22 protein-coding genes are annotated in these 23,265 nt (G+C 72.9%); 15 read left to right on the top strand and 7 right to left on the bottom strand.

The features are described 5' to 3' along the window. Window positions 1–385 precede the first annotated feature (385 nt). Window positions 386–1,303, top strand: a complete 918-nt coding sequence (locus NLX94_RS29790) for a nitroreductase/quinone reductase family protein (RefSeq protein ID WP_374684045.1) — start codon at window positions 386–388, stop codon at window positions 1,301–1,303. A gap of 65 nt (window positions 1,304–1,368) precedes the next feature. Here NLX94_RS29790 and NLX94_RS29785 read toward each other — a convergent pair whose 3' ends face one another. Further along, on the bottom strand, window positions 1,369–2,511 hold the full coding sequence (locus NLX94_RS29785; RefSeq protein ID WP_254386206.1) for an acyl-CoA dehydrogenase family protein: 1,143 nt from the start codon (window positions 2,509–2,511) through the stop codon (window positions 1,369–1,371). Window positions 2,512–3,002: 491 nt separating this feature from the next. Here NLX94_RS29785 and NLX94_RS29780 point away from each other — a divergent pair, with 491 nt between their 5' ends. The 5 genes from NLX94_RS29780 (at window position 3,003) to NLX94_RS29760 (ending at window position 7,249) form a co-directional block, all read left to right on the top strand. Continuing rightward, window positions 3,003–3,743, top strand: a complete 741-nt coding sequence (locus NLX94_RS29780; protein WP_254386205.1) for an AfsR/SARP family transcriptional regulator — start codon at window positions 3,003–3,005, stop codon at window positions 3,741–3,743. 62 nt (window positions 3,744–3,805) lie between these two features. Beyond that, the gene (locus tag NLX94_RS29775) at window positions 3,806–4,765 is read left to right on the top strand and encodes an MBL fold metallo-hydrolase (RefSeq protein WP_254386204.1); all 960 of its coding nucleotides are present in this window, start codon (window positions 3,806–3,808) and stop codon (window positions 4,763–4,765) included. A 183-nt stretch (window positions 4,766–4,948) separates the two neighbouring features. Further along, the gene (locus NLX94_RS29770) at window positions 4,949–5,392 is read left to right on the top strand and encodes a nuclear transport factor 2 family protein (protein ID WP_254386203.1); all 444 of its coding nucleotides are present in this window, start codon (window positions 4,949–4,951) and stop codon (window positions 5,390–5,392) included. A 74-nt stretch (window positions 5,393–5,466) separates the two neighbouring features. After that, on the top strand, window positions 5,467–6,198 hold the full coding sequence (locus NLX94_RS29765; protein ID WP_254386202.1) for an SDR family NAD(P)-dependent oxidoreductase: 732 nt from the start codon (window positions 5,467–5,469) through the stop codon (window positions 6,196–6,198). 16 nt (window positions 6,199–6,214) lie between these two features. Further along, the gene (locus NLX94_RS29760; RefSeq protein WP_254386201.1) at window positions 6,215–7,249 is read left to right on the top strand and encodes an LLM class flavin-dependent oxidoreductase; all 1,035 of its coding nucleotides are present in this window, start codon (window positions 6,215–6,217) and stop codon (window positions 7,247–7,249) included. A gap of 111 nt (window positions 7,250–7,360) precedes the next feature. Here NLX94_RS29760 and NLX94_RS29755 read toward each other — a convergent pair whose 3' ends face one another. Next, on the bottom strand, window positions 7,361–8,593 hold the full coding sequence (locus NLX94_RS29755; protein WP_254386200.1) for a nucleotide disphospho-sugar-binding domain-containing protein: 1,233 nt from the start codon (window positions 8,591–8,593) through the stop codon (window positions 7,361–7,363). A 28-nt stretch (window positions 8,594–8,621) separates the two neighbouring features. After that, window positions 8,622–9,803, bottom strand: a complete 1,182-nt coding sequence (locus NLX94_RS29750; RefSeq protein ID WP_254386199.1) for a serine hydrolase domain-containing protein — start codon at window positions 9,801–9,803, stop codon at window positions 8,622–8,624. A 263-nt stretch (window positions 9,804–10,066) separates the two neighbouring features. On the opposite strand from NLX94_RS29750, the gene NLX94_RS29745 reads away from it, so the two are divergent. The 5 genes from NLX94_RS29745 (at window position 10,067) to NLX94_RS29725 (ending at window position 14,975) form a co-directional block, all read left to right on the top strand. Beyond that, a complete protein-coding gene (locus NLX94_RS29745; protein WP_254386198.1) occupies window positions 10,067–11,425 on the top strand; it encodes an NDP-hexose 2,3-dehydratase family protein in 1,359 nt (452 codons plus the stop codon). Next, entirely contained in the window at window positions 11,422–12,546 is a 1,125-nt protein-coding gene (locus NLX94_RS29740) for a DegT/DnrJ/EryC1/StrS family aminotransferase (RefSeq protein ID WP_254386197.1), read from the top strand. Before NLX94_RS29745 ends, NLX94_RS29740 begins: the two co-directional genes overlap by 4 nt. 70 nt (window positions 12,547–12,616) lie before the next feature. Continuing rightward, complete coding sequence (locus NLX94_RS29735; protein ID WP_254386196.1) at window positions 12,617–13,372, top strand: class I SAM-dependent methyltransferase; 756 nt, start codon at window positions 12,617–12,619, stop codon at window positions 13,370–13,372. Then, on the top strand, window positions 13,369–13,974 hold the full coding sequence (locus NLX94_RS29730) for a dTDP-4-dehydrorhamnose 3,5-epimerase family protein (protein ID WP_254386195.1): 606 nt from the start codon (window positions 13,369–13,371) through the stop codon (window positions 13,972–13,974). Before NLX94_RS29735 ends, NLX94_RS29730 begins: the two co-directional genes overlap by 4 nt. Beyond that, window positions 13,971–14,975 (top strand): NAD-dependent epimerase/dehydratase family protein, encoded by a 1,005-nt coding sequence (locus NLX94_RS29725; RefSeq protein WP_254386194.1) that lies wholly within the window; start codon window positions 13,971–13,973, stop codon window positions 14,973–14,975. The genes NLX94_RS29730 and NLX94_RS29725 overlap by 4 nt, the downstream gene beginning before the upstream one ends. Before the next feature lie 112 nt (window positions 14,976–15,087). Here NLX94_RS29725 and NLX94_RS29720 read toward each other — a convergent pair whose 3' ends face one another. Next, entirely contained in the window at window positions 15,088–16,227 is a 1,140-nt protein-coding gene (locus NLX94_RS29720; RefSeq protein WP_254386193.1) for a nucleotide disphospho-sugar-binding domain-containing protein, read from the bottom strand. 168 nt (window positions 16,228–16,395) lie between these two features. Between NLX94_RS29720 and NLX94_RS29715 the strand changes: the two genes are divergently transcribed. From NLX94_RS29715 to NLX94_RS29700, 4 genes are read left to right on the top strand one after another with little or no spacing between them, the layout of a single operon-like run. Beyond that, on the top strand, window positions 16,396–17,661 hold the full coding sequence (locus tag NLX94_RS29715; protein WP_254386192.1) for a beta-ketoacyl synthase: 1,266 nt from the start codon (window positions 16,396–16,398) through the stop codon (window positions 17,659–17,661). 2 nt (window positions 17,662–17,663) lie between these two features. Beyond that, the gene (locus NLX94_RS29710) at window positions 17,664–18,878 is read left to right on the top strand and encodes a ketosynthase chain-length factor (RefSeq protein WP_254386191.1); all 1,215 of its coding nucleotides are present in this window, start codon (window positions 17,664–17,666) and stop codon (window positions 18,876–18,878) included. Window positions 18,879–18,928: 50 nt separating this feature from the next. Then, window positions 18,929–19,189, top strand: a complete 261-nt coding sequence (locus tag NLX94_RS29705) for an acyl carrier protein (protein WP_254386190.1) — start codon at window positions 18,929–18,931, stop codon at window positions 19,187–19,189. Between the two features lie 3 nt (window positions 19,190–19,192). Beyond that, window positions 19,193–20,143 carry an aromatase/cyclase gene (locus NLX94_RS29700; RefSeq protein ID WP_254386189.1) on the top strand — a complete coding sequence of 317 codons (951 nt, stop codon included), beginning with the start codon at window positions 19,193–19,195 and terminating at the stop codon, window positions 20,141–20,143. Between the two features lie 86 nt (window positions 20,144–20,229). Here the strand turns inward: NLX94_RS29700 and NLX94_RS29695 are convergent, their stop codons facing one another. From NLX94_RS29695 to NLX94_RS29685, 3 genes are all read right to left on the bottom strand, one after another. After that, a complete protein-coding gene (locus NLX94_RS29695) occupies window positions 20,230–20,991 on the bottom strand; it encodes a TylF/MycF family methyltransferase (protein WP_254386188.1) in 762 nt (253 codons plus the stop codon). Window positions 20,992–21,035: 44 nt separating this feature from the next. Then, a complete protein-coding gene (locus NLX94_RS29690) occupies window positions 21,036–21,827 on the bottom strand; it encodes an SDR family NAD(P)-dependent oxidoreductase (RefSeq protein ID WP_254386187.1) in 792 nt (263 codons plus the stop codon). An 83-nt stretch (window positions 21,828–21,910) separates the two neighbouring features. After that, window positions 21,911–23,104, bottom strand: coding sequence for a serine hydrolase domain-containing protein (locus NLX94_RS29685; RefSeq protein WP_254386186.1), 1,194 nt, complete (start codon window positions 23,102–23,104; stop codon window positions 21,911–21,913). Between the last annotated feature and the right edge of the window lie 161 nt (window positions 23,105–23,265).

Genomic DNA, 23,265 nt, shown 5'->3' with positions numbered 1-23,265 from the left:
GCGCTCAAGTCCGGGCGGAGGATCGCTCGGGCCGCGTTGACAAGATCCCGGAGCGGTCGTTCTAATGAGAAGCGTGGCGCATGGCGCCGGCCAAGGAGAACTGGGCCGGCCGGTGACCGGGCGACCACCCGCACATCGGGGGCATCCCGTGCGCTCTTCCACCGCAGGCCGCACCGCCTGATCCGGACGCTTCCGCGCGCCCCGCACCGCCGCCTGAGCCGGCCGTGCCAGGCCGTCGCCGCGCAGCCGCCCCGTTCGCCCGCTCCTCGCCGTACGGGCAGACGCGCGTACACGCGCGCCGCCCCTCCTTTCTTCCCCCGCCTTCCCCCTTCCCCTTTCTTGCCTACCGTCACGGCCATGCCGCTTCCGAGGGAGTTTGCCGCTTATGTCCTTCAATCAGTCCGTCATCGACGAGTTCCGCGCCAACCAGGGAAAGGTCGGCGGCTACTTCGAGGGCAGCGATCTTCTGCTGCTCACCACCACCGGCGCCAAGTCGGGCGCGGAGCGCACCGCGCCGCTCGGCTACGTGCGCAACGGCGACCAGCTGCTGATCATCGGCTCCAACCTGGGCGGCCCCAAGCACCCCGACTGGTACCACAACGTGCTCGCGCACCCGTTGGTCCAGGTGGAGATCGGCGCCGACTCCTTCGAGGCGGTCGCGGTGCCGGCCGAGGGCGCGCGCCGCGACCGGCTGTTCGCGCACGTGGTGGCCTCCGAGCCCGGCTACGGCGAGTACCAGGAGAACACCACCCGGATCCTGCCCGTGGTGGTCCTGGAGCGCAGCGATCCCGCGCCGGGCGAGGGGCCGGCCGAGGTGCGGAGCCTGGCCGACAAGCTGGTCGAGGTGCACGTGTGGCTGCGCGGGCAGCTGCGGCACGTCGGCGCCGAGGTCGACGCGTACTTCGAGGCGTTGGCCGGGTACGAGGGCGGGGACCGCGAGGGGGCCGCGCCGGCGCCGGGGCTCGGGCTCCAGATCCGCCAGCACTGCCTCGCCTTCTGCCAGACGCTGGAGATCCACCACACCGGCGAGGACGCGCACATGTTCCCCGCGATGGAGGCCCAGAACCCGCACCTGAAGGACGCCTTCGAGCGGCTGCGGGCCGAGCACGTCACGGTGGCCCGGCTCCAGCAGGAGCTCAGCGCGCTGCTCGCCGACATCTCCGCCGCGGACCCGGAGCTGTTCCGCAAGGAGCTGGCCCGGATGTCCTCGGAGCTGAACGCCCACCTCGACTACGAGGAGGAGGCGCTGCTGCCGCTGCTCTCGGAGATCCCCTTCCCGCCCGGCCCGCCGGCCGGTGCCTGAACCGCCGCCGCCCCCGGTCGGCCCGTCGAGGGCCGGCCGGGGGCGGATTCGTTCCGCTGGAGCCGCTAGGCCGTCGGTCCGCCGGCGAGGGCCTGGGCCGCGTAGGCGCTCGCGTTGGGCCCTAGCTGGAGGACCACGTGACCGGCGGCCGAGTGGACGTCCCGCCACAGGCGCTGGAGCGGTGCGTCCTCGCTGTGACCTGCCGTGCCGGAGGCGCGGAACAGCCGGTCCACGGCCCCGACGAGCTGGTCGGCGACCAGCGCGCAGTCCCGCTGGGCCTGCGCCGTCTCCAGGGCGGTGATCTCCCGGCCGGAGTCGGCCACCGCCGCGACGCGCTCCAGCAGCAGGCGGGCGGCGTCGATCGCGCCCGCGGCCCGGGCCAGGGTCTCCTCGTAGAAGGCGCGGCCGGGCCCCGGCGCCCCGGGCCGCTCGTTGCGGATCTGGTTCTCGGCGTACGCGGACCAGTGCGCGAGGGCGCCCTCGGCCGCACCGAGCATCGGCAGGCAGAAGAACAGCCCGTTCACGGCGGCGAGGGGGACGGCCGGGCCGCCGTCGGGGGCGCGGCCGGCCATCAGGTCGTCCGCCGGGAAGGACAGCTCCCCGGGCACGTAGACGTCGTCGACGGCGAGGGTGTGGCTGCCGGTGGCCCGCATGCCGATGTCCGACCAGGTCCGCTCCACGGTGTAGGCGGAGCGCGGCAGGGCGAAGATCCGCCGTTCGGCGGGCCGGTCCGGCACCTTGGCCAGGCCGAGCACCAGCGCCCAGTCGGAGTGCTCGACGGCGCTGACGTACGACCAGGTTCCGGTCAGCTGCCAGCCGCCGTCCGTCGGGTGGGCCCGGCCGCGGGGCGAGACCGAGCCGACGACGAAGGTGTCCGGGCCGTCCTGCCAGAGCCGCTTGCGGCCCTCCTCGGGGAGGAAGCCGGCCATCCGGGACAGGCTGAGGGCGATGGAGGCGCACCAGGCCGTGGCCGGACAGGCGGCCGCGATCGTGGGGACCGACCCGGTGAGAGCGGCGAAGCCGCCGGCCCGGCCGCCGTGGGCGGTGGGCACGAAGTGGCGGGCGAAGCCCGCTTCGCGCAGCGCCCGTACGACGTCCGGGTCCAGCGTGCGCGCGGCTTCGGCGGCGGTGGCCCGGCCGGCCGCGAGCACGCTCACGTCCTGCGCGGTGGGGGCCGGTCCTGGCCCTGAGTGGATCTGCTGGGTCATCGGGCGGCTCTCCTCGGGGTCGGGACGAACCGCCACCGTGGGCCGGGCCGATCGGGAGCCGCTACACCCGCGCTACAGGGCCACTTGAGCCGTCGTGGAGCCGTGGGACATATGTCACAGCGGGACTTGACGGATTTCCCTCCGACCTGATCGGCCGCCTTCCGCCGGGCCTGCAGACCGATCAGTATGGCCTGCGGAGGCGGCCCATTCACCGCCCCCGCACGCACTATCACAGAGAGGCAGTCCGCGTGAATCGGGCACCGGAAATGACTGCCCGAGAAGCCCCCGGAGCGGTCGCGCTTTACTTGATGTTGGGTTGATGGAGTCGTAACCTTTGCTGGACGTCGGACCGATTGACCACTCATGGGCCGATCTTTTCCATCGGGGGTTTACAGATGTCACATGGCTCTTCTCGATTTCCCGAGTCACTGCCGTTCGCGGAAATAGGTGTTCTCGGACCACTGACCGTAAAAGTAAATGGACAATCCATCGTGCCCACGGCGGGGAAGCCGAGGCAGCTGCTCGCCATCCTCGCCCTGCGCTGCGGACGCGTCGTCCAGGTGCCCACCCTGATGGAGGAGGTCTGGGGCGAGGACATCCCCCGCAGCGGGATGACCACCCTCCAGACCTACGTCCTCCACCTGCGCAGACTGATCACCGACGCGCTGCCGGAGGGAGCAGAGCGCGCGCCGAAGGAACTCCTGGCCACCCGCTTCAACGGCTACCAGCTGACCGTCAGGCCGAAGCCGTTCGACCTCGTCGAATTCGAGTTGCTGGCCGGCTCAGGAGACAACGCGCTGGAACGCGGCGACGCCGCTGCCGCGTCGAATTACCTGCATCAGGCCCTGGAATTGTGGCGCGGCCCGGCATTGATGGACGTACCCGTGGGCCGGGTTCTTTCCATGGAACTGACCGGCCTCAACGAAGTACGCATGCGCGTCCTTGAGCAGCGCATTCTCGCGGACCTTTGGCTCGGAAAGAGCGGAACCCTCATTCCGGAACTCAGCAAACTGGTCGAGCAGCACCCGCTGCACGAGAAGCTGGCCGCGTGCCTGATGATCGCCTACCAGCGGTCGGGCTCGGGCTGGCGCGCGCTGGAGGTCTTCCGCGGCCTGCGAAAGGCGCTGAACAGAGAACTGGGCGTCGAGCCGTCCGGCCGTCTCCAGAGCCTCCACCGCGAGCTGCTGTCGAACGCCACCGAACTGTCGCTGCGCGACTACGTGCTGACGTGAGCACGGGCACGGGCAGGGGTGCGGGCATGAGCACGGGTGCGGGAATGAGCAGGGGTGCAGGAATGAGCAGGGGTACGGGCATGGGCGCGGAGCGGAGCACGGACCGGAGCGGGGTGCTGAGCGAGGTCGCGGACGGGGTGTACGCCTACGTCCAGCCGGACGGCAGCTGGTGCGTGAACAACGCCGGGTTGATCGTCTCCGAGGGCAGGGCCGTCCTGGTCGACACCGCGGCCACCGAGGCGCGCGCCCGCCGGCTGCGCGCCGCGGTCGTGGCGCAGGGCCGCCCGGTCCCGTACGCGGTGGTCAACACGCACTCGCACGGGGACCACACCTTCGGCAACTTCGTGTTCCCCGAGGCGGTGGTGCACGCGCACCACGAGACGCGGCGCGAGATGGCCGCGGCCGGACTCCACCTGACCGAGGTGTGGCCGGACGTGGAGTGGGGGGCCGTCGAGGTAGTGCTGCCGCAGGTCACCTACCAGGACGACCTGACCCTTCACGTCGGTGAACTGACGGCCCGGCTGATCCACCTGGAGGTGGCCCACAGCACCAACGACACCGCCGTGTGGGTGCCCGAACGGCGGGTGCTCTTCACCGGGGACGTGGTCATGTCCGGGGTCACCCCGTTCCTGCCGATGGGTTCCGTCGCCGGCTCGCTGCGGGCCATCGAGCGGATGCGGGCCCTCGGCCCAGACGTCGTCGTCTCCGGGCACGGCGTGGTCGGCGGCACCGAGGTGCTCGACACCACCGAGGCGTACCTGCGGTGGCTGCAGGGACTCGCCCGGGAGGGGGTGGCCGCCGGGCTCACCCCGGTGGACGTGGCACGCGACGCGGACCTCGGGCCCTTCGCCGGCCTGCTGGACGCCGAGCGGATCGTGCCCAACCTCTACCGGGCCTTCGCCGAGGAGCGGGGCCGGACGCACGGCGGGGCCCTGGACATGTCGGCCGTCATCCTGGAGATGGGCACCGTCTTCCGGGAGATGGCCGCCTACCTCGGGGCGCCGCCCGCCTGCCACGCCTGACCGACCAACCTGCAAGGTGACTGACTGACTGACCAATTGATTGACCCGCGACATGCGGGACTGGACGGGATTTCGAGCGGGTCTTGAGGACCGCCTCCCAGGATCGGCGCTCGCGGGCGCCCCGGTGCACCTCGTGCACCGGGGCGCCCGCTCCGCCGTATCCGAGCCCGTCTGGAGTATCCGATGACGTCCGCCGGCAGTACCTTCGCCGACCTCTACGCCGCGGTGGGGCAGCACTACGCCCGCCAGGTCCAGTTCCTCGACAGCGGGAAGTTCGAGGAGTATGCCGCCACCTTCACCGAGGACGGCGAGTTCCAGCACACCCCCTCGGTGCCCCCGGCCCGCACCCGGGCCGGGATCGTCGCCGAACTCCACTCCTTCAACGAGCGGTTCGCCGACGACCCGGTGCAGCGCAGGCACTGGTTCAACATGATCGACCTCTCCCCGCGCGAGGACGGCGCCTTCGACGCCGTCTTCTACGCACTGGTGCTCACCGTCCGGCCCGGGGTCAAGGAACCGCAGGTCGGCCCCAGCTGCCTGGTGCGCGACGTGCTGGTGATCGGGGACGGCGGCACGGTGCACAACCGCTCCCGCCGCGTCGAGCACGACCAGCACCTGCCCAGTTGAGCCGCGACACCGGCACCCGCCCCGTTGAGCCGCGCCGCACCCCGCCGGCGCCCGCCGAAGGGAGAACCCCCGCCATGCCCCGCAAGCCCGTCGCCCTGGTGACCGGATCCTCGTCCGGGATCGGCGCCGCCGTCGCCCGCAGACTCTCCGCCGAGGGAATGGCGGTGGTGGTCAACGCGGCGAGGAGCGTCGACGCGGGCCGCCGGCTCGCCGATTCGCTGCCCGACGCGCGGTTCGTCCAGGCGGACATCTCCGACGAGGGCCAGGTCCGGCGGCTGCTGGACGAGGTCGCCGCGGAGTACGGCGTGCTCGACCTGCTCGTCAACAACGCCGGTATCACCCGGGCCATCCCCCACAAGGACCTCGACGCGGCGACCGGGGAGGTGTGGCGGGACATCCTCGGCGTCAACGTCGTCGGCACCTGGCAGACCTCCGTCGCCGCCATGCCGCTGCTGCGCGAGTCCGGCGCCGGACACATCGTCAACATCTCCTCCATCGCCGGGGTCCGGCCGGCCGGCAGCTCCATCCCGTACGCGGCCAGCAAGGCCGCCGTCAACCACATGACCCGGCTGCTGGCCGCCGCGGTGGGCCCCGAGGTGCGGGTGAACGCCATCGCGCCCGGGCTGATCGACACCCCGTGGACCGAGACGTTCACCGAGATCCGCGAGCGGGTGCGGGAGGCCGTGCCGCTGCGCCGCACCGGCACGCCCGAGGACATCGCGGGGCTCGTGGTGAGCCTCCACCGGGCGGCCTACACCACCGGCGAGGTGGTGCTCGCCGACGGCGGCGCCCACCTGCTGATCTGAGGAAAGGGACAAGATCGTGAAGCTTGGAGTCAACCTGAGCTACCAGGGCGCCGCGGAGCTGGCCGTCGCGGCCGAACGGCTGGGCTACGACGTGGCGCTGGCCCCCGAGGGCTACCGCTCGGACGCCGCCAGCGTGCTCGGTCTGGTGGCCGCACGGACCGAACGGATCGCCCTGGGCTCGGCCGTGATGCAGATCCCCGCCCGCAGCCCGGCGCTGACCGCGCTGACGGCGGCGACCCTGCAGTCGCTCTCCGGCGGCCGGTTCCGGCTGGGACTCGGAGTGTCCAACCCCGATGTCTCCGAGGGCTGGTACGGAGTCCCCTTCGCGGAGCCGCTGTCCCGGACGCGGGAGTACGTGGAGATCGTACGGCGGGCGCTGACGGGTGAGCCGGTGCGCTACGAGGGCCGGCACTACCGGCTGCCGTCCTCCGGCTCCGGCGCGGCCCCCCTCCACGTGATCACCGAGCCGGCGGGGACGCCCGTACCCATCCACCTCGGTGCGGTCGGCCCGCGCAACCTCGCCCTGGCGGGGGAGATCGCCGACGGATGGATCGGGGTGTTCGCCGCGCCCGAGCAGGTCGCCGAATCGGTGGCGCACATCGCGGCGGGCCGCGCCCGGGCCGGCCGGCCGCTGCCGGGCTTCGAGGTGATGCCCTGCCTGGCAACCGCCATCGGCGAGGACACCGAGGACTGCGTGGACCGGCTACGGGCCCACTACGCCTACCTGATGGGCATCGGGGCACCCGAGCGGAACTTCTACGTCGGGCTCGCCACGCGAATGGGCTTCGGCGCCGGGGCCGCCGAGGTGAGCCGGCTGGCGGGCAAGGGCGACCGGGCGGCGGCCGCGCGGGCGGTGCCGGCCGGTTTCGTGGAGCGGACCGCGCTGACCGGGCCGGTGGACCAGGTCGCGGAGCGGATGCGGCAGTACGCGGAGGCGGGCGTCACCACGCTCGGCATCATGATCTCCGCGCTGGCCGGGGGGCTCGACGAGCGGATCGCGACCCTGGAGCGGGCGATGGCGGCGCTGGAACGGTCCGGCGTCCGCGACTGAGCGGGCTCCCGGCCGGGAGCGACACCGAGCGGGCGGGGCACCTGGGAAAGGTGCCCCGCCCGCTCGGTGTTTCTGTACTTCCGTGTTTCCGTACTTCCTTACGACGGCCCGTCAGGCAGTCGCGGCAGCGGCGGTGATCCGGTCGATCAGCGCGGCCGGGGACGGCTGCCCGGCCATCTCGCGGCGGACCTCCCCGGCCGCACGCCGGAACGACTCCTCGGTGAGCAGCCGTACGGCGGCCGCGGCGATCTGGGCGGCGTCCGCGGTCTCCGGAGCCACGGCCAGGCCCACCCCGCGGTCCACGACCCGGCGGGCGCACAGCTCGTTGTCCGCGCCGCTGGGGACCAGCAGCTGCGGAACGCCGTAGTGGAGGGCGGCCGCGGTGGTGCCCGATCCGCCGTGATGGACGACCAGGGCGCAGTCGCGCAGGATGCCGGAGAGCGGTACGAAGCCGGCCGGGATCAGGTTCGCCGGCAGCGGGCCGAGGGCGCCGAGGTCGGTCTCGTCGTCGGCGAGCACCACCTCCGCGTCCAGGGCGGCGAGGGCCTCGATCAGCAGCCGCAGGGCGTCGGTGCCGCCGGGCAGCAGCGGGGCGACGGTGCCCAGGGTGAGGCAGATGCGGGGCCGGCCGGGCCGGCGCAGCGCCCACTCGGGCAGGACGGCGCCGCCATTGTACGGCACGTAGCGCATCGGCAGCCAGGGGACGGCGTCGTGCAGATCGGGCTCCTCGCCCGCCAGGCCGCCGAGGCTGGGGGCGCGCGGGTCGACGCGGCCGAGGAGGTGGGGTTCGCGGTCGCCGAGGCCGAGTTCCGCGCGCAGGCGCTGGACGACGGGGCTGTCATCGGGGATGACGCCGAAGCGGGCGTTGCTGCGTGCGGCCTCGCGCACGCCCGGGTCGCGCAGGGACCAGGACACCCGGTTGCCGACCTCCAGGGCGGGCACGCCGAGGGCCACGGCGGCGAGCCGGCCCGCCTGGTGGTCGGAGCAGTAGACGACGAGGTCGGCCCCGAAGTCGCGGCCGGCGGCGACCGTGCCGGGGGTCATGGCCAGGGTGAACAGGTCGAACGGGCGCATGGCGCGGGCGAGTTCCCAGTACCCCTCGGGCAGGTCGGGATCACCGGCGGCCCCGGCCTCCGGCTCCGCCGGGCCGGCGACCAGGTCCTCTCCGACGTCCCGGTGGGGGAACACGTCGACGACCGGAGCGCCGGACCAGGCGGCCGCCTTCGCCATGTGGGCGGTGGTGGCGACGAGGATCTCGTGTCCCGCCGCCCGCGCCGCCCATACGAGCGGTACGAGCGGCAGCATCAATCCGTATCCGGGTGCGGCAGGGAACAGGATCCGCATGGACGACTCCTTTGTGTGGGGGTGCGGTTTACAGAATTCGGTCGACGCTGCGGAATACCGCCTCCACCAGCCGGCGGATTCGGCCGTCCATACTGCCCATGACCGCGGATCCCATATTCGGGACGTAGCCGAATGCCAGCTCCCGTTCCGGGTCGGCGAATGTGAAAACGCCGTTCGCGCCGCTGAGTCCGAAGGAATTCTTCAGTCCGGCGTCGGCGGGGAAGACCGCGCTGTCCGCCAGCTGCACGCCCAGCCCCCAGGTGAGCGGGGTGAACATGACCTCACAGGTGCCGCTGGAGTGCGGACGGGCCATTTCGGCGGTGCGTGCGGGGCTGATCACCCGGGTGCCGTCGACCTCGCCGACCAGGGCGGCGAAGAGCCTGGCCAGGGCGTGGGCGCTGGCGAGCCCGCCGTACGAGGGGTCCTCGACGGCCGGGTCGGCGGGGTCCTGGGACATGCTGCCGATGGTCGCCCGGTAGGTGAGCGTGGTGGGGTCGCGCAGCTCTTCGACCTCGCCGGGGTCGGCGCCGGCCATGAGGGCCTCGGCCTTCGACTCCAGCATCGTGGCCAGGTGCGCGCCCGAGTCGGCGGGCAGCCCGATGTGGGCGTCCAGACCGAGCGGTCCCGCGAGGTGGCGGGCGAAGTACCGGCCCACCGTCAGCCCGGTGCGGCGCCGGATGAGCTCGCTCAGCAGGTGGCCGTAGGTGGTGGCGTGGTAGCCGTGCGCCGTGTCCGGCTCCCACTCGGGACGGGCCGCGGCGAGCGCCTCCGCCACCGGGGTGTGGGCGCGCAGCGCGTCGAGCGACAGCGGTGCGTGGTCGAGGCAGACGACCCCGGAGCGGTGGGCGAGGATCATGCGGGGGGTGATGCCGGCCTTGCCGTGCGCGGCGAACTCGGGCCAGTCGGCCGCCACGGGCCGGTCCAGGTCCAGGCCCTGCTGCTCCGCCAGGTGCAGGAAGGCGGCGGTGACCAGCGCCTTGGTCGGCGAGGCGAGCACCCCGACGGTGTCCGCACGCCACGGGTCGGTGCGGCCGGGGTCGGCCCAGCCGGCCCACAGGTCCACCACCGGACGCCCGCGGTGGTAGACGCAGACGGCCGCGCCCATCTCCTCGCCCGCGGCGAAGTTCTCCTCGAAGGCACGGGCGACCTCGGCGAACGCGTCCTCGGCGAACGCGTCCTCGGCCGGCCCTGCCTGGGGGTATTGCTGCACTTGTCATCCGTCCTTCACGCGGGGAGAGCCGCCGCCCTCGTGGTTGGCTTCGACCTGTGATGATGCGGCCCCGACTCGGGGACCGCTCGAATACCGGTCATGTTCCACTCGTAACGAAATACAGCTCCTTGGCCGGGGTGCCCGCCCCGTGAATCGTCTGGCAGGATCGGCGCCATGCGATTCCGCACAGATGCCGTTCTCCTCGGAAAGCCAGAATTCCCGCAGGGGAATGGGAGGGGATTTTCCGCACGGAAGGTGGCCACTTGTTCTCCGACATAGCCGAATTCCACGACTGGTACGCCGGGCGCTGCCGGGCCCACCGGTACCGGGTGGACCGGATCCCGCTCGACGAGCTCGACGGCTGGCACACCGACCCCGACACCGGCAACCTCGTCCACCACACCGGCCGGTTCTTCACCGTCGAGGGCCTGGACGTCTCCGACTCCGGCCGGGAGGTGGACGCCTGGCAGCAGCCGATCATCGTCCAGCCCGAACAGGGCGTCCTCGGCATCCTGGTCAAGGAGTTCGCGGGCGTCCCGCACTTCCTGCTCCAGGTCAAGATGGAGCCGGGCAACGTCAACGGCCTGCAGCTCTCCCCGACCGTGCAGGCCACGCGGAGCAACTTCACCGGGGCGCACGGCGGCCGGGCGGTGCCGTACCTGGAGTACTTCACCGCGCCCCGCTCCGGCCAGGTCCTGTCCGACGTGCTCCAGTCCGAGCAGGCGTCCTGGTTCCTGGCCAAGCGCAACCGCAACATGATCGTCCAGGTGGACGGGGACGTCCCGCTGCTGGAGGACTTCTGCTGGCTGGACTTCGAGCAGATCGCCCTGCTGCTGCGCGAGCCCAACCTGGTCAACATGGACACCCGTACGGTGCTGGCCGGCGCCGCCTCCTGGCGGGACCGCAGCGCCGACCTGGTCGCGGACACCTTCCGGGGCGCGCTGGCCCGCTCCTGGGCGCCCGGCGACGTCGCCCTGCACGACACCACCCACCTGCTCAGCTGGTTCACCGAGGCCAAGAACCGCTGCACGCTGTCCCGCAGCCGGATCCCGCTGACGAAGGTGGACGGCTGGAGCCACCGCGACGGAACCCTCGTGCACGACCGGGACGTGCACTTCGCGGTCATCGGGGTGTCCGTCGAGACGGACAGCCGGGAGGTCGCCCGCTGGCACCAGCCCATGCTGGAGCCGCGCAGCCAGGGCGTCATCGCGTTCCTGCTGCGCCGCATCGGAGGCGTGCTGCACGTCCTGATGCACGCCCGGACCGAGACGGGCGCCTTCGACAACGTGGAGATGGCCCCCACCGTGCAGTGCCAGCCGGACAGTTACCGCGGCCTGCCCGAGGAGCGCCGGCCCCGGTTCCTGTCCGAGGTGCTGGACGCACCGCCGGAGCGGATCCGCTTCGACCGGGTCCACTCGGAGGAGGGCGGCCGCTTCTACCACGCGCAGAACCGCTACCTGCTGGTCGAGGCGGAAGACGGCTTCCCGCTACGGGTCCCCGATGACTTCGCCTGGATCACCCTGAGCCAGCTCACCGACTTCGTGCGCTACGGCAACCACTTGAACGTCGAGGCCAGGAGCCTGCTGACGTTCGCCGGCTTCTACAAGGAGGACGACGAGTGACCACCCATGTCTGGGACTACCTTTCGGAGTACGAGGCGGAACGGGAGGACATCCTCGACGCCGTGCAGCAGGTCTTCGCCAGCGGCCGGCTGGTGCTGGGCGAGAGCGTGCGCGGCTTCGAGGACGAGTTCGCCGCCCGCCACGGCCTGCCGCACTGCGTCGGCGTGGACAACGGCACCAACGCGGTGCAGCTGGCCCTGGAGTCCCTCGGCGTGGGCCGCGGGGACGAGGTGATCACCGTGTCCAACACGGCAGCCCCGACCGTCGTGGCCATCGACGCGGCCGGCGCCGTCCCGGTGTTCGTGGACGTGCGCGCCGAGGACTACCTGATGGACACCGACCAGGTGGCGGCGGCGATCACGCCGCGCACCAAGGTGCTCCTGCCGGTGCACCTGTACGGCCAGTGCGTCGACATGGAACCGTTGCGGCGTCTCGCGGACCAGCACGGACTGGCGATCGTGGAGGACTGCGCGCAGGCCCACGGCGCCCGCCACCACGGCCGGCCCGCCGGCACCATGGGCGACGCCGCGGCCTTCTCCTTCTACCCGACCAAGGTCCTCGGGGCGTACGGCGACGGCGGGGCCGTCCTGACCGGCTCCGCCGACACCGACCGCGCGCTGCGCCGGCTGCGCTACTACGGCATGGAGGAGGTCTACTACGTCGAGCAGACCCCCGGCCACAACAGCCGGCTCGACGAGGTCCAGGCCGAGATCCTGCGCCGCAAGCTGACCCGGCTCGACGCGTACGTCGCGGGCCGCCGCCGGGTCGCCCGGCGCTACGAGGAAGGGCTCGCGGACCTGTGCGGGCCGGGCGCGCTGACCCTGCCGGCCACCGCGCCGGGCAACGAGCACGTGTACTACGTGTACGTCGTCCGCCACCCGCGCCGCGACGAGATCATCCGCGCCCTCAAGGAGCGCTACGACATCGCGCTCAACATCAGCTACCCGTGGCCCGTGCACACGATGCGCGGCTTCGCCCATCTCGGCATGGAGGCGGGCTCCCTGCCGGTCACCGAGAAGCTGGCCGGGGAGATCTTCTCGCTGCCCATGTACCCGTCGCTGCCGGAGGCCGTGCAGGACAAGGTCATCGACGCGCTCCACGAGGTCCTGCGGACCCTCTAGCCGTCCGCTCCGCACGGCCCCACCGCTCACCCTCGCCCACCGCCCACCACTCCCACCGAGAGGCCCACGCATGACCGGCAGCACCACGGACACCCTCATCTACCACCGCGCCGACGTCTACCACGACTTCTACCGGGGCCGCGGCAAGGACTACCGGGCCGAGGCGGCCCTCGTGCGCGAGCTCGTCGAGCTGCGCGCCGCGGTGGCCCCGGCCGCCGGATCGCTGCTGGACGTCGCCTGCGGCACGGGTTCCCACCTGGCCGAGCTCACCGGCCTCTTCGGCGAGGCGGCCGGGGTGGACCTGTCCGCCGAGATGCTCGCCATAGCCGCCCGCACCAACCCCGGGATTCCCCTGACCCAGGGCGACATGCGCGACTTCCGGCTCGGCCGTTCCTTCACCGCCGTCACCTGCATGTTCAGTTCGGTCGGATACCTGGAGAGCGCCGAGGACCTGAACAGCGCGGTGCGCAACCTCGCGGACCACCTGGCGCCCGGCGGCGTCCTCGTCGTCGAGCCCTGGTGGTTCCCGCAGAACTTCCTGCCCGGCTGGGTCGGCGCCGACGTGGTCCGCACCGACGGCCGGACCATCGCGCGGGTCTCCCACACCGTCCGCGCGGGCCGGGCCAGCCGGATGGAGGTGCACTACACCGTCGCGGACTCCGGCACGGGCGTCGAGCACTTCACCGACACGCACGTCATGACCCTGTTCGAGCAGTCGGAGTACGAGGAGGCCTTCCGCCGGGCCGGCCTGGAGAGCGAGTACCTGCGCCACGAGCTGTACGGTCCCGGCCTGTTCGTCGCCACCCGGCCCGGCGGTGGCGCGTGAAGGTCCGCCCGCTCGCCGTCGAGGGCGCGTACGTCTTCGAGCCGGAGGTCTTCCACGACGAGCGCGGCTCGTTCCGCTCCCCGCACCAGGAGGCCGCGTTCGGGGCGGCGTTGGGCGGGCCGCTGTTCCCGGTGGCCCAGGTCAGCACGAGCCGGTCGCGGCGCGGGGTGGTGCGCGGGGTGCACTTCACGGCCACGCCTGATTCCATGGCCAAGTACGTGCTGTGCACGGGCGGCCGGGCCCTCGACCTCGTGGTCGACGTCCGGGTCGGCTCGCCCACCTTCGGGCGCAGCGAGCGGGTGGAGCTCTCCCCCGAGGCGGGTACCGCTCTGTACCTGCCGCCGGGCGTGGGGCACCTGTTCGCCGCGCAGGAGGAGGACACCGTGATGGTGTACCTGCTGTCCGCGGCCTACCGGGCGGACAAGGAGCGGGCCGTCCACCCGCTCGACCCCGAACTGGGCCTGGAGCTGCCCGCGGGATCCGGCCGGCTGCTCTCCGAGCGCGACCGGTCGGCGCCCACCCTGGCCGCGGCCCGCGCCGAGGGGCTGCTCCCGCGGTACGAGGACTGCGTGGCGGCCGCGCCCGGCGGGGGCGGCCGGTGAGCGCGCCGCAGCGGGTCGTCGTCCTCGGCGCCTCCGGCTTCCTGGGCTCCGCCGTGGTACGGGCGCTGGCCGCCGACCCCGGTGTGCGGGTGCGGGCGGTGTCCCGGCGGCCGGTCGAACTCCCCGGGGACCTGGCCGGCCGGGTGGAGGTGGTGGCCGCCGACCTCGCGCGCGGGGACGCCCTGGCCCGGGCGGTGGCCGGCGCGGACGCCGTGCTGCCCTTCGCGGCGCGGATCCGCGGCGCCTCCGGGTGGCGGCTGTCGCCGGACGACACGGAGGCGGAGCGCGTCAACGTCGGCCTGGTCCGGGATCTCGTGGCGCTGCTCGCCGAGCGGGCCCCGGGCGGCGCGGGCCGCCCGCCCGCGATCGTCTTCCCCGGCAGCAACACCCAGGTGGGGCGGGTCGCCGCGGAGCGGATCGACGGCTCCGAGCCGGACCGTCCCGAGGGGACGTACGACCGGCAGAAGCACGCCGCCGAGACCCTGTTGAAGGAGGCCGCCGCGGCGGGCCTGGCGCGGGCGGTGAGCCTGCGGCTGCCGCCCGTGTACGGACCGCCCTCCCCCACCGCCGAGGACCGGGGCGTGGTGTCCACCATGATCCGGCGGGCGCTGGCCGGGGAGCCGCTGACGATGTGGCACGACGGTACGGTCCGCCGCGACTTGCTGTACGTGGAGGACGCCGCCCGGGCGTTCACCACGGCCCTGGCCCACGCGGACCGGCTCACCGGCCGGCACTTCCTGGTCGGGACCGGGCGGGCGCGGCCGCTCGGCGAGGTGTTCGGGGCGGTGGCGCGCGCCGTCTCCCGGCGCACGGGTGCCGCTGCGGTGCCGGTGGTGTCGGTGGAACCGCCGGCGAACGCCGACGCGACGGACTTCCGCAGCCTGGAGGTGGATCCGTCGGCGTTCACGTCCGCGACCGGCTGGCGGGCGCGGATCGCGCTGGACGAGGCGCTGGACCGTACGGTGGCCGCCGTGGCGGCGACCACCGCGCCGCGGTCCTGAGCAGAGCGGGGCCCCGCCCGACCCGGGCGGGGCCCCGCTGCCGTCGCCGCCGACGTCGCCGGCCGGGCGCGGGCGGCGCGGGACTCCCCACGCTCGCGCCACCCGCCCGGGGTCAGGAGCGTGCCAGCGACTCGAGTACGCGCACCATCCGGTCCGGTCCGGGCTGCGCCGCGATCTCCGCGGCGATCTCCCGGGCCCGTGCCCGGAAGCCCGGTCCGGCCAGCAGCTCGGCGGCGGCCGCCGCGACGCGGGCGGCGGACTGTTCGCCCGGCGGCAGCACCAGGGCCGCGCCGCGGGCCTCGATGCGGTGGCAGGGCTCCAGCATCTTCGGGATCGTCGGCACCAGCAGCTGCGGCACGCCCGCGTGCAGGGCGGTCATCGCGGTCTGGCCGCCGCCGTGGTGGACGATGAGGTCGCAGGTGGCCAGCAGGGTGTCCAGCGCGAACCAGCCCGCCCGCACCCCGGGCACCACCGCGGCCAGCCCGTCGGCCACCTCCTGCGGAGCGGCGACCACCAGCTCCCCGTCCAGCCCCTCGACGGTCCGGGCGAGTTCGGCCAGTTCGGCCACCTCCTCCTGTCCGGAGACCCGGCTGCCCGCGGTGACGCACACCCGGGGCCGGTCCGGCCGGCGCAGCATCCACGGCTCCAGCGGCCGGCGCAGGTTGGCGGGGACGAACCGCATCGGCCGGCGCGGGCCGGGGGCCGGATCGGGGGCGCTCAGGCCCGGCGGGCAGATGTCCACCCACAGCGCGGGCACGGGCAGTGCGTCCAGCCCCACCCCCGCGAGCTCGGCCGCCAGCTCGGCGGCGGCCCCGGCGTCCATCCCGGGCGGCTCGCCGAGGTCCCAGGTGTGCCGCACCCACGGCACCCCCAGCTCGTGGGCGAGCAGCGGCGCCGCGTAGCAGAGCGTCCCGCCGACGACCAGGTCCGGACCCCAGTCGGCGGCCAGGGCGCGCAGCCGGGGAAGGGTTGCGGCGGCGAGCCGGCCGAAGCCCTCCCCGTTGAAGCGGATCCGCTCCCGCGGGTCCGCGGGGATGGACAGCGCCCGCCCTTCCCGGTCCTCGAGCATGAATTGGCGCATGGTGCCCTCGGTGACGGGCAGGACGGGCAGTCCGGTGGAGGTCACGTACGAGGTCATGTCCTCGGGGGAGGCGACGAGGACCTGGTGGCCGGCGAGTCGGGCCGCCGTGGCGAGCGGGACGAGCGCGAAGACGGTTGCCGGGCTCGCGCCGGTGACAAAGAGGATCTTCATCGCACGGACGGTGCACCCCTGTGCTAGAGAACCGCTGGATTCCCCCTGAGTGCGCGTCGAGCGCCTCTTGAGCGGTGGTTGACCGATGCCGCCTACGAAGGGACCCGGCCGGAGATCTTCCGATCCCCGGCCTTGACGAGTCACCTCTTCGGGAAGGAAACCGATTCGATGTCCCGTCGTGTCGTGATAACCGGTATGGGGGTGCGCGCACCGGGAGGAAGCGGCACGGAGGAGTTCTGGTCCCTGCTGGCCGCGGGTCGTACCGCGACCCGCCGGATCACCTTCTTCGATCCCACCCCCTTCCGCTCCCAGCTCGCGGGCGAGTGCGATTTCGACGCGGGGGCCGAAGGGCTCACCCCGCGCGAGGTCCGCCGCATGGACCGGGCGACGCAGTTCGCCGTGGTCTGCACCCGGGACGCGGTGTCGGACAGCCGCCTCGACTTCGGGTCGCTCGACCCGTCCCGGATCGGCGTGAGCCTGGGCAGCGCGGTCGCCTCCGCGACCAGCCTGGAGAACGAGTACCTCGTGCTGTCCGATGCCGGACGGCAGTGGGAAGTCGATCCCCGCTACCTGTCGCCCCACATGTACGACTACCTCACCCCGGGCGTGATGGCCGCCGAAGTGGCCTGGGCGGTGGGCGCGGAGGGCCCGGTCGCCCTGGTGTCCGACGGCTGCACCTCGGGGCTGGACGCCGTCGGCAACGCCGTCCAGCTGATCGCCGACGGCACCGTCGACGTGATGCTCGCCGGTGCCTCCGACACTCCGATCACCCCGATCGTGGTGTCGAGCTTCGACGCCATCAAGGCCACCACCAACCGCAACGACGACCCCGCGCACGCCTCCCGCCCCTTCGACGCCTCCCGCAACGGCTTCGTGCTGGCCGAGGGCGCGGCCGTGTTCGTCCTGGAGGAGCTGGAGCAGGCGCGGGCCCGTGGCGCCACCATCTACGCCGAGGTCAGCGGCTACGCCACGCGCTGCAACGCGTACCACATGACCGGTCTGAAGACCGACGGCCGGGAGATGGCCGAGGCCATCCGGGTGGTGCTGGACCAGTCCCGGCTGAACGCCGACGCGATCGACTACGTCAACGCGCACGGCTCGGGCACCGTCCAGAACGACCGGCACGAGACGGCCGCGTTCAAACGCGCCCTGGGCGACCACGCGTACCGGACGCCGATCAGCTCGATCAAGTCCATGGTGGGCCACTCCCTGGGGGCCATCGGCTCCGTGGAGATCGCCGCCTGCGTGCTCGCCATGAAGCACAACGTGGTGCCGCCCACCGCCAACCTGCACCGGGCCGACCCCGAGTGCGACCTCGACTACGTGCCGCTGACCGCCCGCGAGCAGCGGGTGGACCGCGTACTGACCGTGGGCAGCGGATTCGGCGGCTTCCAGAGCGCGATGCTGCTGCGGCGGCCGGAAGGAGCATCATGACGATGACCACGACGAGCACGGTGTTCACCGGGCTGGGGGTCGTCGCCCCCAACGGCCTGGGCACCGAGGAGTTCTGGTCCGCGACCCTGGAGGGCCGCAGCGGCATCGCGGACATCACCGGTTTCGACGCCTCCGGCTACCCGGCCGGGAAGGCCGGCGAGGTCCGGGACTTCGACCCGGCCGCGCACCTGCCGAAGCGGCTGCTGCCGCAGACCGACCGCTCCACCCGGTTCGCGCTGACCGCCGCGGAGATGGCCCTGGCCGACGCCGGCGTGGACCCGGACACGCTGCCCGACTACGACATGGGCGTGATGACCGCCAATGCCTTCGGCGGCTTCGAGTTCACCCACCGCGAGTTCGCCAAACTGTGGTCGAAGGGCCCGCAGTTCGTCAGCGTGTACGAGTCCTTCGCCTGGTTCTACGCCGTCAACACCGGCCAGATCTCCATCCGCCACCAGCTGCGCGGACCGGGCAAGGCCCTGGTCGCCGAGCAGGCGGGCGGGCTCGACGTCATCGGCCACGCCCGGCGCGCGGTGCGCCGTGGCGAGGCGAAGCTCGTCGTCACCGGCGGCGCGGACTCGGCGCTGGACCCGTGGGGCTGGGCCGCGCAGTGGTCCAGCGGCCGGGTGAGCACCGGGGAGTACCGGCCGTTCGACCGGACGGCGAGCGGGCACGTGCCCGGCGAGGGCGCCGCGATCCTGGTCCTGGAGGACGCCGCTGCGGCCCGCCGGCGCGGCGCGCCCCGGGTGTACGGCGAACTCGCGGGACAGGCCTCCACCTTCGACCCGCCGCCCGGCTCACCGCGGCCGCCGGCGCTGCGCCGCGCCATCGAGCTGGCACTGGCCGAGGCCGGCATCGTGCCGGCCGAGGTCGACGTGGTCTTCGCGGACTCGGCGGGCCTGCCCGCCCTGGACCGGCGGGAGGCCGAGGCGCTGCGCGAGGTCTTCGGCGCGCACGGCGTCCCGGTGACCGCCCCCAAGGCGCTCACCGGGCGGCTCCAGTCCGCGGCCGGGCCGCTCGACGTGGCGGCCGCACTGCTGTCGCTGCGCGACGGGGTGATCCCGCCGACCGCCAACACCGACGAGATGCCGGAGGAGTACGGCATCGACCTGGTCCGCAAGTCCCCGCGCGAGGCACGGCTGGGCACGGCCCTCGTCCTGGCGCGGGGCGCGTCGGGCTTCAACTCGGCCGCCGTCGTGCGGTCGTACCACCACTGAACACCCCAACTCCGAGACAAGACCCACCGAGAGAAGAAGGCGAAGCACAGATGAGCGACACGAGCACCACCACTGAGATGACCCTGGACGACCTGCGCCGGATCCTGTCCGAGTCGGCCGGCTGCGAGGACAGCCAGCTCGACGGGGACATCCTCGACACCGGCTTCGCGGAGCTGGGCTACGACTCCCTGGCACTGCTGGAGACCGCGGCTGTCATCCAGCGCGACTACGGGGTGGAGATCCCTGCCCAGTTCGCCACCCCGCGCGAGCTGCTGGACTCCGTCAACGGCGCTCTCCCGACGGCGGGCTGAGGCATGCGTCGGCACACCCGGCACTCCCTGATCTCCACGGCCCCGCCGCAGGCCCTGTACGACCTCGCCGCCGACGTCGGCCGGTGGCCGTCCGTGTTCGCGCCGAGCGTCGCCGCGCACCACCTGGAGCGCGGTGAGCTCTCCGAGCGGTTCCGGCTGTGGGCCTCGGTGGGCGGGGAGGTGAAGACGTGGGTCTCGCGCCGCGCGCTGGACCCGTTCAACCTGCGGATCCGCTTCGATCAGGAGGTGAGCGCGCCGCCCATCGCCTCGATGGGCGGCGAGTGGATCTTCGAGTCGCTGCCGGGGGGCGGGACCGAGATCGTCCTGCTGCACGACTTCACGGCGGTCGACGACGACCCCGCGGCCACGGACTGGATCAACGCCGCGCTGGACCGCAACAGCCCGGTGGAACTGGCCGCGCTGGCCCGGATCGCCGAGCTGGCGGCCGGGCTCGGCGCGGACGTCGGCGACCTGGTGTTCTCCTTCAGCGACACCGTCGACCTGGAGTGCAGCCCCGAGGAGGCGTACGCCTTCGTGCACCGTGCGGACCTGTGGCCCGAGCGGCTGCCGCACGTACGGCGCGTGGAGCTGACCGAGGACGCGGCGGGTGTGCAGGAGATGGAGATGGACACCGTCACCGCGGACGGCTCGGCGCACACCACCCGCTCGGTACGGATCTGCGTACCGGGCGAGCGGATCGCGTACAAGCAGCTGGTCCCGCCGCGGCTGCTGCTCGGGCACAGCGGTGTGTGGCGGTTCGGCGGCTCCGGGGCGGGGGCGGGGGCGCGCGTGACCGCCGAGCACACGGTGGCGATCGACCCGGCCGCCGTACGGGAGGTGCTGGGCGAGCAGGCCACCCTGGCCGACGCGCGCCGGTACCTGCGCGAGGTGCTCGGCGCGAACAGCCGTACCACGCTGGCGACGGCAGGCCGGGCGGCGGCCTCGGCCGGCTGACCGCCGTCTCCACCACCACATGACTTCGGCCTCCAGGATCCCGAGCGGATCCTGGAGGCCGAAGTCGTTGGTGGCGGGCGGTCGGCTCAGGCGGAGCGGCGCCAGAAGACGCTGTAGTCGTCGATGGCCTCGACCTCGTCCGTGATGCCGTGCTTCTCCCGGAACTCGTCCACGGCCTTGCGGCAGGCCGGGATGAAGTAGTCGTCGATGACGACGAAGCCGCCGGTGGAGAGCTTCGGGTAGAGGTTGTCGAGCGCGTCGAGGGTGGACTCGTACAGGTCGCCGTCGAGCCGGAGGACCGCGAGCTGCTCGACGGGGGCGGTCGGCAGGGTGTCCTTGAACCAGCCCGGCAGGAAGCGGACCTGGTCGTCCAGGAGCCCGTAGCGGCCGAAGTTCTCCCGCACGGTGTCGGCGGAGACGCCGAGCACGTCGTTGGAGCGGTGCAGGGCCATCTCCTGGTCCATGGGGTGGCTCTCGTCGCCGGTGACCGGGATGCCCTCGAAGGAGTCGGCGAGCCAGACGGTCCGGTCGGTGATCCCGTGGGCCTTGAAGTAGCCGCGGGCGAAGATGCACAGGCCACCGCGCCACACGCCGGTCTCGATGAAGTCACCGGGCACCCCGTCGGCGACGACCTGGTCGAGGAGGGTACGGATGTTGCGGATGCGCTTGAGGCCGACCATGGTGTGCGCGACGCTGGGCCAGTCGGTGCCGGTCTCGCGGTTCTCGGGGCGGAAGTCCTGCTCGGGGAACCACTCGTTGGGGATCGGAGCGTCCTCGTAGACCACGTTGGTGACGACCTTCTCCAGAAGGTCCAGGTACAGCTCGGCCGTGTTCTGCGTGCCGTTCATGCGGGATGTGTTTCCTTTCCGGTGTGGAGTGGGGTTCTGTTCGGTCAGTAGTTGCCGAGGCCGCCGCAGACGTTGAGGGCCTGCGCGGTCACGGAGGCGGCGCCCGGGCCGACGAGGTAGTCGACCATCGCGCCGACCTCCTCGGGCAGCACGTAGCGGCCGACCGGCACGCGGTCGCTGACGCGGGCATGGGCCTCGTCGACGCTGACGTCCCACAGGCCGGCGTACGTCTCGCGCACGCGTGCGGCCATCGGGGTCTCGACGAAGCCGGGGCAGACCGCGTTGACGGTGACGCCGGTCCTGGCCAGCTCCAGGCCGAGGGACTTGGAGAAGCCGACGACGCCGTGCTTGGAGGCCGAGTAGGGCGCGCCGTGCAGGACGCCCTGCTTGCCGCCGGTGGAGGCGATGTTGATGATCCGGCCCCAGCCCTGTTCCAGCATGCCGCCCTGGTTGAGGACGTCCTTGGTCATCAGGAACACGCTGTTCAGGTTGGTGTTGATGACGTCGAGCCAGAGCTCGTCGGGGACCTCGCGGGTCACGCCGCCGCCGGAGCGGCCGGCGTTGTTGACGAGGATGCCGGCCGGTCCGAACCGCTCGGTCGCGGCCCGTACGAACGCGGTGATGTCCTCGCGGGAGGTCACGTCCAGGCTCCGGCCGTCCGCTTCGAGGCCCTCGGCGCGCAGGGCGGCGACGGTCTCGGCCACCCGGTCGGCGGTGCGTGCACCCAGGAAGACGCGGTGGCCTGCCCGGGCCAGGCGGGTGGCGATCTCCAGGCCGATGCCGCTGGTGGCTCCGGTGACGAGGGCGGTGCGCACATCGGTAGGGGGGTTGGCCATGTATTCCTCCGTGAAATGCCGGCTAGGAGGCGCCAAGCTCGCAGCACACGCTCAAAGCGCCCTCCAGATGCCCTGGAAGACCGCTAGAGCGGGACGCCGACCGCCTTGACGGAGCGGTGCACGGCCTCTACGAGGCGGTGCGCACGGTCGTTCATGCGGCCGATGGTGCGGGAGCCGGCGTTCTGGACGTACGCGAAGGCCAGTTCGCGGTCCGGATCGGCGAAGACGAAGGTGCCGTTGGCGCCGTCGAAGCCGAAGGCACGGGCGCCGAGCCCTGCGGAGGCCGGAAAGACCGGGCTGTCGGGGAGCATGAAGCCGAGCCCCCAGGTGCTGGGCAGCAGCACTACCCGGCAGGTGCCGCGGGAGAGGGGCCGGGCGAGTTCTTCCGTACGGTCGGGGCTGATCAGCCGGATGCCGTCGACCTCGCCGACGAGGGCGGCGAAGAGCCTGGCCAGCGCGGCGGCACTGGCCAGGCCGCCGTACGAGGGGTCCTCGACGGCCGGGTCGAGGGCGTCGTGCAGGCGCATGCTCCCGATCATGGCCCGGTGGGTGAGCGATCCGGGGTCGCCGAGGGCGCGGAGCATGTCGAGTTCGGTGCCGGGGTCGGCGCCGTCCATGAGGGCCTCGGCCTTCGACTCCAGCATCGTGGCCAGGTGCGCGCCCGAGTCGGCGGGCAGCCCGATGTGGGCGTCCAGGCCGAGGGGTCCGGCGAGGTGGCGGGCGAAGTACCGGCCCGCGGTCAGGCCGGTGCGGCGCCGGATGAGCTCGCTCAGCAGGTGGCCGTAGGTGGTGGCGTGGTAGCCGTGCGCCGTGTCCGGCTCCCACTCGGGGCGGGCCGCGGCGAGCGCCTCGGCCACCGGGGTGTGGGCGCGCAGCGCGTACGGGGTGAGGGGTGCGTGGTCGAGGCAGACGACCCCGGAGCGCTGCGTGAGGATCATGCGGGGGGTGATGGCGGCCTTGCCGTGCGCGGCGAACTCGGGCCAGTCGGCCGCCACGGGCCGGTCCAGGTCCAGGCCCTGCTGCCCGGCCAGGTGCAGGAAGGCAGCGGTGACCAGCGCCTTGGTCGGCGAGGCGAGCACCGCGAGGGTGTCCGCGCGCCACGGGTCGGTGCGGCCGGGGTCGGCCCAGCCGCCCCACAGGTCCACCACCGGACGCCCGCGATGGTAGACGCAGACGGCCGCGCCCACCTCCTCGCCTGCGGCGAAGTTCTCCTCGAAGACGCCGGCGACCTCGGCGAACGCGTCCTCGGTCAGCCCTGCCTGGGGGTATAGCTGCACTGTGTTCCGTCCTTCACACGGGGAGAGCGGCCTTCCTTCCTGGCGGCCGACTGCCGCCTCTCTATGGACCCCCGGTGGACCGCCGCTCGGGCCCGGCTAGAGCGGAGCCGAACCGGCAGGGCGGTCGGCCGGCATTTCCTGTGTGACCGGAGTGCTGCTGT

It is taken from the genome of Streptomyces sp. TBY4 (genome assembly GCF_024213195.1).
Taxonomy (GTDB): Bacteria; Actinomycetota; Actinomycetes; order Streptomycetales; family Streptomycetaceae; genus Streptomyces.
Note: the sequence above shows the minus strand (reverse complement) of the source record. Positions and strands in the feature narration are given on the sequence as shown.